The sequence below is a fragment of the Marinobacter sp. AL4B genome (genome assembly GCF_019916045.1).
Classification (GTDB): Bacteria; Pseudomonadota; Gammaproteobacteria; order Pseudomonadales; family Oleiphilaceae; genus Marinobacter.
This window is the reverse complement of sequence record NZ_JAILWZ010000013.1, coordinates 95,056-107,579: the sequence shown is the minus strand read 5'-3', so window position 1 is coordinate 107,579 and position 12,524 is coordinate 95,056. Positions and strand designations below refer to the sequence as shown.

15 protein-coding genes are annotated in these 12,524 nt (G+C 55.2%); 3 read left to right on the top strand and 12 right to left on the bottom strand.

All coding sequences use genetic code 11. The annotated features are described in order from the left end of the window. Nucleotides 1–80: 80 nt before the first annotated feature. The 5 genes from argE to K5L82_RS10800 all read right to left on the bottom strand — a co-directional run bounded on the left by argE (nt 81) and on the right by K5L82_RS10800 (nt 4,805). Entirely contained in the window at nt 81–1,232 is a 1,152-nt protein-coding gene (gene argE, locus K5L82_RS10820; RefSeq protein ID WP_223134171.1) for an acetylornithine deacetylase, read from the bottom strand. After that, nucleotides 1,233–1,907: a DUF1028 domain-containing protein gene (locus K5L82_RS10815; RefSeq protein ID WP_223134170.1), complete on the bottom strand. Its 675-nt coding sequence runs from the start codon at nt 1,905–1,907 to the stop codon at nt 1,233–1,235. A gap of 98 nt (nt 1,908–2,005) precedes the next feature. After that, nucleotides 2,006–2,824: an ABC transporter permease gene (locus K5L82_RS10810; protein ID WP_223134169.1), complete on the bottom strand. Its 819-nt coding sequence runs from the start codon at nt 2,822–2,824 to the stop codon at nt 2,006–2,008. A gap of 1 nt (nt 2,825) precedes the next feature. Then, on the bottom strand, nt 2,826–3,680 hold the full coding sequence (locus K5L82_RS10805) for an ABC transporter permease (protein ID WP_223134168.1): 855 nt from the start codon (nt 3,678–3,680) through the stop codon (nt 2,826–2,828). Nucleotides 3,681–3,779: 99 nt separating this feature from the next. Further along, a complete protein-coding gene (locus tag K5L82_RS10800) occupies nt 3,780–4,805 on the bottom strand; it encodes a PotD/PotF family extracellular solute-binding protein (protein WP_223134167.1) in 1,026 nt (341 codons plus the stop codon). 369 nt (nt 4,806–5,174) lie between these two features. Between K5L82_RS10800 and K5L82_RS10795 the strand changes: the two genes are divergently transcribed. Then, on the top strand, nt 5,175–6,149 hold the full coding sequence (locus K5L82_RS10795) for a LysR substrate-binding domain-containing protein (protein ID WP_223134166.1): 975 nt from the start codon (nt 5,175–5,177) through the stop codon (nt 6,147–6,149). 5 nt (nt 6,150–6,154) lie between these two features. Here the strand turns inward: K5L82_RS10795 and K5L82_RS10790 are convergent, their stop codons facing one another. The 6 genes from K5L82_RS10790 to K5L82_RS10765 form a co-directional block, all read right to left on the bottom strand. Further along, nucleotides 6,155–7,087, bottom strand: coding sequence for a 2-hydroxyacid dehydrogenase (locus tag K5L82_RS10790; RefSeq protein WP_223134165.1), 933 nt, complete (start codon nt 7,085–7,087; stop codon nt 6,155–6,157). Beyond that, nucleotides 7,084–7,533 (bottom strand): type II 3-dehydroquinate dehydratase, encoded by a 450-nt coding sequence (locus tag K5L82_RS10785; RefSeq protein ID WP_223134164.1) that lies wholly within the window; start codon nt 7,531–7,533, stop codon nt 7,084–7,086. Before K5L82_RS10785 ends, K5L82_RS10790 begins: the two co-directional genes overlap by 4 nt. Nucleotides 7,534–7,547: 14 nt before the next feature. Beyond that, on the bottom strand, nt 7,548–8,162 hold the full coding sequence (locus K5L82_RS10780; RefSeq protein ID WP_223134163.1) for a glutathione S-transferase: 615 nt from the start codon (nt 8,160–8,162) through the stop codon (nt 7,548–7,550). Between the two features lie 41 nt (nt 8,163–8,203). After that, complete coding sequence (locus tag K5L82_RS10775) at nt 8,204–9,199, bottom strand: NAD(P)H-quinone oxidoreductase (RefSeq protein WP_223134162.1); 996 nt, start codon at nt 9,197–9,199, stop codon at nt 8,204–8,206. A gap of 67 nt (nt 9,200–9,266) precedes the next feature. Then, a complete protein-coding gene (locus K5L82_RS10770) occupies nt 9,267–10,412 on the bottom strand; it encodes an ABC transporter ATP-binding protein (RefSeq protein ID WP_223134161.1) in 1,146 nt (381 codons plus the stop codon). 16 nt (nt 10,413–10,428) lie between these two features. Further along, nucleotides 10,429–10,854: a RidA family protein gene (locus K5L82_RS10765; protein WP_223134908.1), complete on the bottom strand. Its 426-nt coding sequence runs from the start codon at nt 10,852–10,854 to the stop codon at nt 10,429–10,431. Nucleotides 10,855–11,277: 423 nt separating this feature from the next. Between K5L82_RS10765 and K5L82_RS10760 the strand changes: the two genes are divergently transcribed. Both K5L82_RS10760 and K5L82_RS16650 read left to right on the top strand, forming a co-directional pair. Further along, a complete protein-coding gene (locus tag K5L82_RS10760) occupies nt 11,278–11,820 on the top strand; it encodes a peroxiredoxin-like family protein (protein ID WP_223134160.1) in 543 nt (180 codons plus the stop codon). Next, nucleotides 11,817–11,945, top strand: a complete 129-nt coding sequence (locus K5L82_RS16650; RefSeq protein ID WP_262492640.1) for a hypothetical protein — start codon at nt 11,817–11,819, stop codon at nt 11,943–11,945. Before K5L82_RS10760 ends, K5L82_RS16650 begins: the two co-directional genes overlap by 4 nt. Before the next feature lie 87 nt (nt 11,946–12,032). On the opposite strand, the gene K5L82_RS10755 is transcribed toward K5L82_RS16650, so the two are convergent. Then, entirely contained in the window at nt 12,033–12,473 is a 441-nt protein-coding gene (locus K5L82_RS10755; RefSeq protein WP_223134159.1) for a hemerythrin domain-containing protein, read from the bottom strand. Between the last annotated feature and the right edge of the window lie 51 nt (nt 12,474–12,524).

Sequence of the window (12,524 nt, the reverse complement as noted above, 5' to 3'; positions counted from 1 at the left end):
GCGGTCCGAAAGGTCGACAGCCTTAAAGGCGCCGTTCATTTTGTCCGTTCAGCGGAGGGTGAATATTTGATTGGGACAGATCAGGCACGCAGCAGTTTGGTCAGGCGTGCCAGCATCGCGTCACAGGCTTCAAGTTGTTCAATGGTGATGAATTCGTTTGGTTTATGCCCTTGATCCATACTACCCGGGCCGCAAATTACCGTGGGGATGCCGATCGCATCATAGAGTCCACCCTCGGTACCGAAGGCAACGGTGGAAAACTCTTCGGATTCACAGAGTTCGGCAACCAGGCTGGCCGCATCGCTTTCGGCACTGGTGACCAGTCCTGGATAGGATGACAGTTCCGAAAACTGAATATCGGTGCTGGCATCCACGGCCTGCATTTTCGGCAACACCTGTTCAAGGGCGTATTGCTCTAACTTTTGCGCAACCTCTTTGGGGTTTTGCGCAGGCAGAGCGCGTATCTCGAAGTCGAAACGACAATTGTCGGGGACGATGTTCAGTGCTTTACCACCGTTGATGACTCCGGTCTGTACTGTCGTGAATGGCGGATCAAAGCGGGAATCGCACAGCTCTGGATTACGAAGTTCAGTGCCAATGCGTTTTAGCTCGCCGATGAGGTCGGCAGCATTCTCAATCGCATTGACGCCTTCGGGTGCGTAGGCCGAGTGACAGGCCGCACCATGGACGTCACAACGCATTGCCAACTTGCCCTTATGGCCGAGTACCGGTTTTAGTTCGGTGGGTTCGCCGATAATGCACAGTTTCGGTCGATGGGTGCGCTGCTCAAGTGTCTCCAGCAAACTTCGGACCCCCAGACATCCCACTTCTTCGTCGTAGGATAAAGCGATATGTACGGGCACTTTGAGCGGGCCTTCATCAAGCATTCTGGGGACGGCGGCGAGCACGCATGCAATATAGCTTTTCATGTCGGCTGTGCCACGGCCGTAAAGCCTGCCTTCGTGTTCTCTGAGCCTGAAGGGTTCGAAAGACCAGTTTTGCCCATCTACCGGCACCACATCGGTGTGACCGGATAGCACGATTCCCGGTCGGTCGTCCGGCCCCAGCGTCGCAAACAGGTTTGCCTTGCTTCGCTCTTCGTTGAAGATCAGCTCGCAGGATACGCCGAGCTGATCAAGGTAGTCCTGGACAAACTCGATCAGTTTCAGATTGGACTCGCGGCTGGTGGTATCGAATGCGATAAGCTTCGACAAAATATCTTTGCTGTTCATTTATACCGCTCCTGGAACACCGTAGCCGGGGGCCTCGGTGGGATCCAGAGCACGAGTGATATAGTCTTGCATCTGCGGTTTGTAGTTGTCCCAGAGCTGGGCCAGCACATCAATTGGGTTCTCGTCTGCCCAATCCACACGCAGATTGACCACAGGCCATTCGACCTTGTCGACGATCATCATTGCGGCGGAGTGCACGGGACCGGCTTCGCCCCCGGCTGAAGCCGCTGCCTGCATGGCCGCGATCAGTCGGTCGGCCAGGTCACCTTCGCTGTTCTCAAAGGTTTCTACCAGCGTAGGGATGACGTTTTCGTTCGCCAGTATGTTGCCGGCACCAACGCATTGAGTCCCTTCAAGCGCAGCGTGGCATCCCAGTGTTTCGCTGCCGCTGAAGTGAGCGGTATTACCTTGATGATCAAGTACCGTCACCTGCCGATAGGCGCTGTATGCATCGCCGGAAATTGCTTTACTCAGAGCTTGTTCGGGCGACAGACCTTGTTCCAGCAGCTTGAGCACATCCGTACCCAGCGACGGCAGAGTGATATTCTGTGTGGAAACGGCACCGACTCCGGAGCTGAGCCAGGGGCACCGAGCACCCACGGCAATGCTGGATGAGCTGATAGCAATGCCGATTTGACCTGTCTGTGCGCATCGCCCGACGATTGAAAAAGTCATATCTGTCTATCCTTTTCTATTTCGTTTGAGCGCCACGGGTATGGCTATGGCGCGGGGTGGATTAAAACAATTGACCTAAGTGCAGCTGCTCCTCTGCCTCAGCGTGATGCCTCCACATTCAGCACCCGTCCCAGGCCCAAAAAGCGATTGGCCAGGATTAACAGGGTGGCAGTAACGGCAATGTAGATAACTGAAATCGCGGCCAGGGTCGGGTCGGCAAATTCGCGCACGTAGTTGTACATGGCTACCGGCAGGGTCTGTGTTGCCTGTGTCGTTACGAACATCGACGCGGTGAATTCGTTGAATGACAGGATTGCAGCAAAGAGCCAGCCACCGAAGAGTCCGGGAATCATTAGTGGTAGGGTCACCGTCCATACCACTCGCAACGGCGATGCGCCCAGGCTGGCTGCGGCATGCTCAAGGCGTAGCTCCAGATTGTGTAGCGACACAAACAGGCTGCGCAGTACAAACGGCAGTACCAGCACGATATGACAGAAGATCACTAGTGGGTATCCGCGTCCCAGATCGAGCTGAGCGACCAGCATCAGTAGTCCCAGACCAATAGTGAAATGAGGTATGAACAGCGGTGACAGCAGTACTGCTTCGAGCGTGCGTTTGAATCGGAATTCATAGCGGGTAATGGCAATGGCCAGGGTGGTGCCTATCACCACCGCAAGAGTCGATGCCCAGGCGGTGACGATCAGTCCCGCGTAAAATCCCTGTTTGAAGTCGTTGTAATTCACTGCCCGCTCGAACCAGCGCAGAGACCAACCCTTGGGCGGGAAGAAGAGTACGGATGTGCTGCTGAACGAGGAGAGTGTTACGACCACCGTGGGAAGTAACACGAACACCAGAATCAGTGCCACGAGCACGCGGCCAGAAACTCCCAGCCATTTTTCGTATTGTGAACCGGTCATATCATTGGGCTCCTACACGTTGCAGTGAGTGGGTCATCCATTTGAATACGGCCAGCAACAGAACCGTTAGTATCAGGCCGACGATGCTCAGTGCAGCGGCAAACGGGAAATTCAGAGATGAAAAGCCGAGCTGGTACACCAGTGTGGCAACGGTGCTGACTTTTCCGCCACCGATCAGCTGTGGTGTGGCAAAGGCGCTGAAGGTCCAGGCGAAGGCAGTGGTAAGACTGGCGACAATGCCGGGGAGTGACAGCGGCAGGGTGATGGTCAGAAAGGCGCGAACGGGGCCGGCTCCCAGACTGGTGGCAGCCCGCCGGTAGGCTGGATCTATGTGGGAAAGTCCGGTCGCCAGCATCAGCACCATTATGGGCATGGTGACGTGAACCAGGGCCAATACCACGCCGGTCTGGGTAAACATAAGTTGTAGAGGTTTATCGATCAGGCCAATGGCAAGCAAAGCGCTATTGATGAATCCGCTATTGCCCAGCACGATGATCCAGGAGTATGTGCGTACTACCTCACCCAGAAATAGCGGGGTGATGGCGATAATCAGGATAGCGGATTTCATCCAGCCGGAGCGTGTCCGTACCAGGGCATAGGCCAGTGGGTAACTGAGCAGAAGCCCGAAAAATGCGGTTTTGATACTGAGCCAGACCGTAGTGACAAAGGCGTTGATATAGATGCTTTTGTGCAGATCCTGAAAATTGTCGAGGGTGTAGCCACCAACGTCGAGTGAACCGGGGATATGTGCGCGTATGCTGAACTGAAACACGGTCAGCATCGCGACCATCAGGCCGAGTGCTGTCAGAACCGAAGGTAGCACGAACCAGGGGACAAAAGCGGGTCTTTGAGTCATGGGGGCTTCCGTAAGAACAAAGGCCATCAGGTATGGCTGCTGGTGTATGGGTATACTGTGGAAAGAGCGCGAGGCCAGGCCCCGCGCCGAGTCCGGTGCTTAGTGCGCCATAATGTTTTCTGAAAACCACTTGCGCCATTCGGCGGTTTTTTCGGCTCGCAGTCTGGCATCGGTGTCCAGGGTGGCTGCCCACTGGTCTGGGGTGGTCAGCATGCCCGGTAGTTTGGCGATCTCAGGATCCACTTGTGCATTGTCAACAACCGGGCTGCCGCGGTTAATTCTGGCAATGTTGGCCTGAACTTCCGGGGACAGTGCGATGTTCATGAACTGATAGGCGAGGTCGGCCTGTTCTGTGCCCTTGTTGATGCCCATGGCATCGACACCAAGTACCGCGCCTTCCTTGGGTATTGCCAGCTTGATGTTCACTCCTTCGTCCATCATGTGGTAGGCGTTCATCGTCAGCAGTAGCTGGACAGAAGTTTCGCCGGTGGCGATCAATTGCTGGCTGTTGGCATCATTGGTGTAGAAAGCTTTGATATTGGGAACCAGTGCCTTGAGCTTGTCCTGCCCCTGTTCCCAATGCTCGGCATCTGTACCTGACAGCTTGGCGGATACGGCAATGATGTGGCTTGGATCCCAGTCCGGGAAGGCGATCATACCTTCCAGTTCCGGGCTCCACAGGTCGTTCCAGCTGTCGAAGGTGATGCCTTCAGGCATCATGTCCGGGCGGTAGCCGATGGTGTAGACGTAACCCCAGACACCGACGTGGCTCGGGCTGAGCTTAGCCTGATCCACCAGGTGGCTGGCGTTGGGGATCTTGCTCATATCGAGTTCTTCAAACAGGCCGTCATTGGTGTAGAGCCAGCCCACATGGGAGGTGGTGAATGTAACATCGCTCTCGGCGGTGCCTGCCAGCTTAGCTTTGTTCAATCGGTCGATGGTGCCGCCGGTCACATATTCGACTTCAACACCGGTCTGCTTTGTGAATTCCTGACCAATGGCTTTGTCGATCAGCTCCTTGAAGCTTCCTCCCCATGTGCTGACGACGAGCTTGTCGGCTGCATTGGCGTTTGTTGCTATCAGGCTGGCGCTCAACAGTGACAGTGCAATGGTTTTACGTAGCATGTTGTTACTCCTAATGGGTGGTACAACGTTTAGCGTTTAGGTCTGCTGCAAAGAGAAGACTGTTTGTCTGGGCAGTTCATGCTCTCTACTGATGTTCGTTGCCCTGTTATGGGGCATGGTTCAAAGTGTCTTGATGCGGATCAATAATGTAATGGCGGGGGCGATGGGTAAAACAGGCTTTGCCGTTCTTCTGCGTCAGAATTCCTGATGTAGCCATTTACTGCTGTTTGACGGTGTTTCTGTTAATCCTTATAGGCAACGAGCGGGTGGTGGTCAGAAGGCTTAAGTAATGGCTCGATCCTTGCTTAAGACTTTTGAAAATATATGCTCGTGTGTATGTATTACATCGCCTATTTCTGGAGTTCCGCTATGCTCAGTCGAATAACTCAGAGACAGCTCGAATACTTTGTCGCTTCAGGTGAAGCGGGAAGTATTCAGGGTGCGTCTGAACGCATCCATGTTTCTTCGCCGTCTATTTCGGCAGCCATCACCCATATCGAATCAGAGCTGGGTGTGCAGTTGTTCGTCCGTCACCATGCCCAAGGCATTTCACTGACGCCGATCGGAAGGGAGATCGTGAAAGAAGCCAAGACGATTCTTGATCAGATGAGCAGTCTCTACACCATTGCGTCGGAGTCGCTGAACACGGTGCGCGGTCCGCTACGAGTTGGCTGTATGGCATCACTGGCACCCATGTTGACGCCGGAGTTGGTAGTCGGTTTCGGACGTGCGTTCCCTGGCGTTCGTATCAGCCAGGCTGAAGGTGATCACGAGGAGCTGTTATCAAAATTGCGTAATGCAGAGGTGGACATCGTTCTGACCTATGACCTTGTCTCCAGTGACGATACTGAGTTCCATCCATTGGCCCGACTACCGCCGTATGTCATGGTCGGAGAGAATCATCCACTGGCAAACCTGTCGGCGGTGACGATAAACGATCTTGAGACGCACCCGATGGTACTGCTGGATATTCCCAGCAGCCGGGACTATTTCCTCAGTCTGTTTCGCCCGGCTGGCGTGACGCCGAATATCGTCATGAGATCGAGCAACCTGGAGGTGATTCGCTCGATGGTAGCCAACGGTGTGGGCTACAGCATTGCCAATGTTCGCCCCAAGGCCAACCTGTCCCTGGATGGCAAACGGCTGATCCGCCTGCGTCTGGCTGGTGATTATCAGTCACTGCGATTGGGCTATGTAACGTTGAAAAATGTGCAGCACTCACGGGTGGTGAATGCCTTTGCCGAACGCTGCCGTATGTTTGTTTCTGAGCAGTATATTCCCGGAATGGCCGCGTCCAGTTTCTTTGATCCACATACGGTGCGATCGCTGAAGGGCGTGGCCTGATTCGATTAATAACCGCGGGCTGGATCGATCTGGTGCAACACGGATTCACCACGATCCAGTCGCTGAATATTGTCAGCGATCTGTTGTGCCGCTGAAGCCGGAATGGCAACGGATGCGAGGTGCGGCGTGATCAGCACATTCTCCATGGCCCAAAGCGGATCTTTCGGTGGAAGCGGCTCACGATCGAAGACGTCCAGTGTGGCTTCGCCGATCTGACCGCTGGCGAGTGCCGAGGTCAACGCCTGTTGATCGACCAGTGCGCCGCGCGCGACGTTGATAAAGCAGCAACCCCTTGGAAGGAGCGCCAGCCGGTCTGCGTTGAGTAGCCCTCGGGTTTGTGCGGTCAGCGGTAGCATCACCACCAGAATGTCGCTGTTGGCGAGAAACTCGTCCAGACGCTCCATTCCGTTTACGCAGGTGACATTCTCCAGTTGTTTGGGTGAGCGTGACCACCCGCGTACATCAAACCCCTGACGGCACAGTTCTTTCGCTGCGAAGGTGCCGAGCTCGCCAAGCCCCAGTACGCCAACACGCACGCTTTCCGGAAGGCGTGGATGCAGGTAGTGCCAGCGGCATTCGCGCTGCGCGCGCTCGAAGGCGGGTATGTCGCGAGCATGGCGCAGCACGGCAAACAGCACATAGCTGGCCATCATTCGACTCATGTCGGGATCGGATATGCGTGTGATTGGTACGGCTGGCAAGTCGTCGCGGTTGACCAGGGAGTCAACACCGGCGCCGAGATTGATTAGCAGTTTCAGGTTCGGGTACTGGACAAAGAAGCCGTGTGGCGGCTTCCAGGCCAAGACATAATGCACGCTGTCTGGATCTTCTACTTGCTCCGGGCGGCAGATGCGCAACTGCGGTAACCGCGGTTCCAGCAGCGCTTTCCAGTCATCGAAACTATCAACCTGACTGTAGAATACCAGTGTCGGAGTCATGACGAAGCCTCGTCCAGTAGCTCGGCGACAGCACTCAAAGCCATACGGTAACCGCGTGCTCCCAGCCCGGCGATCACGCCGGTGGCCGCTTTGGATATATAGGAGTGGTGGCGAAAGCTCTCGCGTTTCCAGATATTACTCATGTGGACCTCGATAATGGGGCCTTCAAACGCAAGCAGGGCATCCAGTATGGGGACCGAGCTGTAGGTCAGGCCGGCCGCATTGATGATGATGGCATCTGCCGACTGTCGCGCTTCCTGAATCCAGTCCACCAGCACGCCCTCGTGATTGCTCTGGCGAAACTTCAGCTCCAGACCAAGATTCTCGGCATGGTGCTGGCATCCGGTTTCGATGCTGGCAAAGCTTTCGCTGCCATAAGTACCATTCTTGTCCAGACCATAGAGGTTGGCATTGGGGCCATTGAGAAAGAATACGGTAGGGCTCATTGAGGCTCCATCAATCAGGTAAATGGACGGGTTTCGAGCATGGCAGGATGCTCATCAAATTCGGCGAACCAGTCAGCCGCTTGCGGATGGAGGGCGCGCCAGTCCAATTCGGGAAAGCGGAAGTCCAGGTAGCCCAAAGCACAGCCGAGCGTGACCAGTCCTAGATCATCGGGTGTACGGCTGAGTTGCGGTGCCTGGGTGTTGATCTCGGTCAGCGCTGCATCGATCTTGGAGAACTGAGCCTGACGCCAGACTTCCCACTGCTTTTCCTCCGGGCGCACGATCAGCTCATAGCGGGCCAGAATTGCTGCATCCAGAAGGCCATCGCCCAGCGCCTGTTGGGCCAGACAAATCCAGCGAGCATTTCCATCGGCCGGGATCAGTTTGTGACCACCCTGAGCATCGAGATATTCACAGATTACGCGGCTGTCGTAGAGTAGGATGCCATCGTCCGTGCGCATGGCGGGCACTTTGGCCAGCGGATTGAAACGGGCGATACGGTCATCACGATTGACCGGATGGGCCGCAGATTCGAGTTTTTCGATCTGATCGGTAAGTCCCAGATAATGGGCTGTAGCCATCACTTTGCGAACATACGGGGATGTCGATGCGTAATACAATTGAAACATGAAAACTCCATTACGGGCGGTCTGTGGGTGTGCTAGTGAGGTTACATTGTCAGTAGCACTTTGCCGATATTGGCGTTGTCTTCCAGTATCTGGTGGGCTTCGGCGGCCTGATTCAGTGGCAGTTGAGCATGAATCAGCGGGCTGACCTGACCCGATGCCAGCCAAGGCAGAAGCTGCTCACGAATAGCGGCGGCCAGCCGGGCTTTTTCCTGATCGCTTTTGGGGCGCAATGTTGAGGACGTGAGCGTCAGCCCCTTTTGCATTACCTGCAACAGGTCTACCTCGACATTAGCGCCCAGCAGAAAGGACAGGCTGACGTGGCGACCGCCTGCTGCCATCGAGGCGAGGTTACGGGCTACGTAGCTGCCGCCAACGTTATCCAGCACCACATTGACACCGCGGCCTTCGGTACATTCAGCCACCGCTGCGACGAAGTCTTCCTGATAGCGGTCAACCGTTCGCCAGACGCCCAGCTCCTTAAGCGCGGCGATCTTCTGATCACCACCAGCGCTGGCAATCACCCTGGCGCCGGCGGCGTGCGCACACTGAATTGCGAAGCTGCCAACACCGCTCGCGGCGCCGTGGATCAGCAGCGTCTCGCCGGCGTTAAGACGGCCAAGCTCAAACAGGTTGTGCCAGACGGTGAACGCGGCTTCCGGTACGCCAGCTGCGACCTCTAGTGGAAGATTTTTCGGTACTGGCAGGCAATGTGCCGCTTTGGCGATGCAAAAGTCGGCGTAGCCGCCACCGCTGAGAAGTGCCATTACCGCATCGCCCGGTTCGAAGTCAGTGACATCCGCACCGACTGCGGCGACGATACCGGCTGCTTCCAGACCAAGAATATCGGTCACGCCGGGGGGCGTCGGCATGCCTGCGCGTTGCATCAGGTCCGGACGATTGACTCCGGCACTGGCGACCTGAATCAGCACTTCATCAGCCAGCGGTTTTGGTAGAGGGCGTTCAACCGAATGCAGAACCTCTGGCCCGCCGGGCTCACGGGCAATGACAGCATTCATGGTTGCGGGGCGTTGGCTCATGGCTGATAAGGCTCCGTGTTGGATCCGGTTTGCATTTTTAAGCTAGGTCGCATGGGACGGTTCCGTTTCAGGTTTGATCGGCGGCGGTGAAGGCGCAGACGCCTTCGTCATCAAAAGTTAATCCGGCGACAGCTCCGACCGGCCAGCGGCGTAGCGAGTTAAGGCCAGACTGACGTACAAACAGACGAGAGTCCCCCAGCGAGGGCACATGCAGATGGATATCCACATGGTCACCCTGAAAAGCATGGGCCACTACCGTTGCGCTCAAGAGAGAGTGAGGGCCGAGGTTGTCTAGCTGGATGTTTTCCGGACGTACATGGATGTCGAGACGGTCACCCACCTTGGCCTGTACCCTTTCCTTCGGAAGACGCAGAGAGTTGCCGCTGATTTCCAGAGTGGCCTGATCGTCATGGCTCATGTAACGCCCGGGCAAGATATTGACGTCGCCAACGAAGCTGGCCACGAACGGATCCTCTGGGCGACGGTAGATGGTATCGGGGTCGCCGATCTGGCGAATATGCCCGGCAGACATGACCACAACCCGGTCGCTCATGCTCAGGGCTTCACTCTGGTCGTGGGTCACGAATACGGTGGTTACGCCGAGCTTTCGTTGTATCTCCTTCAGCTCGATCTGCATCGATAGCCGCAGATTTTTGTCCAGAGCTGAGAAGGGCTCGTCAAGCAGCAGCACCTTGGGCCGGATCACCAGAGCTCGGGCCAGAGCCACCCGTTGCTGCTGGCCACCGGATAGCTCGCTGGGTTTGCGTTCGCCATATCCATGGAGTTTGACCAGTTCCAGGGCCTGGGCTACCCGCTCGTTGATCTCGGCTTTAGGCACGCCGCGCATGCGCAGTCCATATCCCACGTTCTTGGTGACGCTCATATGTGGGAACAACGCATAATTCTGAAACACTATGCCGATCTCGCGCTGATAGGGCGGTGTATCAGTGACCAGCTGGTTGTCGATAAAAATTTCGCCGGTATCAGCTTCAGCAAAGCCTGCAATCAGGTTAAGCAGCGTGGTTTTGCCGCAGCCGGATGGCCCCAGTAATGTGATGAATTCGCCCTCATGAATTTTCAGAGAGACCTTTTGCAGAGCAATGGAATCACCAAAACGTTTCAGTACGCCATCCAGTCGGACGGCAATTTCGGGGCGTGGTTCGGACAATGGCGTAGCCGCAGTCGCGAAGTCGTGTGCCTGTGCAGTGGACATGGTAGCTCCGGTATTGTTAAACGGTGGATTCGTCATCAGGGATTACGGCGATCACGTCGATTTCCATCAACCAATGCGGCTGGCCCAGGGCTGATACCACGAGCCCGGTCGAGATCGGGAACACGCCCTTGAGCCATTTACCGACCTCTTTGTAAACCGGTTCGCGAAAGCGGGCGTCGGTGAGATAGGTGGTAGTTTTGACAATGTGGGATAGATCGGAGCCGGCCTCTTCCAGCAGTTGCTTGAGGTTCTTCATTGCCTGCTCGGTCTGCGCGCGAGGGTCGCCGAGGCCCACCAGATTGCCCTCAAAGTCGGTGCCGACCTGACCGCGAACATAAACGGTATTGCCGGCACGGACAGCTTGGCAAAGATCATTATCCAGAGACTGGTTGGGGTAGGTGTCTTTGGTGTTGAACATGCGGATACGTGTATGAGTGGGCATAGTCTTGTAGCTCATTGGTAATAGGTAGTTGCGGATCAGCTTCACATCGTCGCGTCGGTTAGGAAACCAGTCTTTGGATGGGGTAGTGATTAGGAAAAAACGAAGCGCATCAGGAATACTGAGCTTTTCAGGCGTAAGCCCTCATTTCCAGAACCTGTTGGCTATGAGCGAACCAACCATCCCGATGCCAAGACTGATCCCCCAAAACAAACGCCAGTCTTTACCGTCCGCTCCAGAGGAGAATGAAAACGGTGGTTGATGAGGCCAAACGGTGGCTATAAGCGGCATTGAACGGCGGGAGTCGAGAAAAGTGGGTTAGACTCCGGTCATGAAGACATCAGCAAGCAGGTGTTGGATTGGGCCATCGCACGGCCGCGGTTGTGAAAGGTGCCAAAACAATCCAACAATCACCGGAGAGAACGAGTGAAACGCAAAACCATAGGCGATACGGTCGCATTGGCAGACTTAAGCAACATTAAAGGTCTGCCGGTACAGGTTCCCCAACCAGGAAAACTGGTTCATCTGCAGTTCAGACGCTTTGCCGGTTGTCCGATCTGTAACCTCCATTTGCAGTCCTTCTTCAAGAATTCGAGCGCCCTGCAGGAAAACGGCATCCACGAGGTCGTGGTGTTCCATGCCAGCAAAGAGCGAATGCTGGAAAACGTGGTTGATGTGCCGTTTGATCTGATCGCTGATCCAACAAGGAAGCTCTATAGGGATTTTGGGGTAGAGAGTTCCTGGAAAGCCATTCTCAACTTTAAGATGATGAGAGGTGCTCTGAAAGGTGTAAGGAAGTTCGGTATGAAAAAACCGGAAAGCCTGGAAGCGGAACTGGGGCTACCGGCGGATTTCCTGATTGACGAAAACGGGAAAATTATCGCCCTGAAATACGGCGTCCATGCGGATGACCAGTGGTCACTGGAAGAGCTGATTCAGCACGCGAAGCGCGAGCCGGTGAGTGCATGAAGTCGAAAGCAATTTTGTACCCGGCCTTTTCGATGTTCGCACTGACCATGATTTTCATCTTCAGGCTGGCATTGTTGTGGTTGGTGCCGGATAAGCGCATTGAGCGAGCAATGAACGAGAGCTGAGCGTAGCTTTCAGACCCTCACGGGCAAGGCGATCGCTGACGCTCAGGGGTGGTGTCTGGCTGTGTGCTTTGAAGTGCTTGGTAACGCTCAAGCACTTCTGCGCTTTTCCATCTCGTTGTGGTACTGACTGCCCAGATCTTCTTTTTGCTTATCGGTCAGTACTTTGCCGCCCATCTGGAAAACTTCCTGCTCTTCTTCTTCCAGATGATGGCTGACGAGGTGCTGGAGCTCTTTGAACACTTGAAGCCATTGGGGGCTGGAATAGTCGGTTTTCTCAAGCTGCTCTATGCATTCATCAATGTCGTGATGTTCAGCAACGCTGTGGCGGGCTTTGTCCTGGGTTTGCTCATGTTGCATCAGGTGGGCGTAGAAATGCTTTTCTTCCGCTGCTGCGTGTTCGGTCAATTCGGTTTTCAGCTTCGAAAATCCTTGTCGGCGAACTTGCTCATCGCCAGAAGTATCGGCCAGTTGCTCCAGCAGTTCCCGTTGTACGTCGTGATCTTGTCTCAAGGCTTCGAACACGTTCACTATGGCTCTCCTTATCGGCTTGAACACCGAGATAGTGTAGAACACATTTGA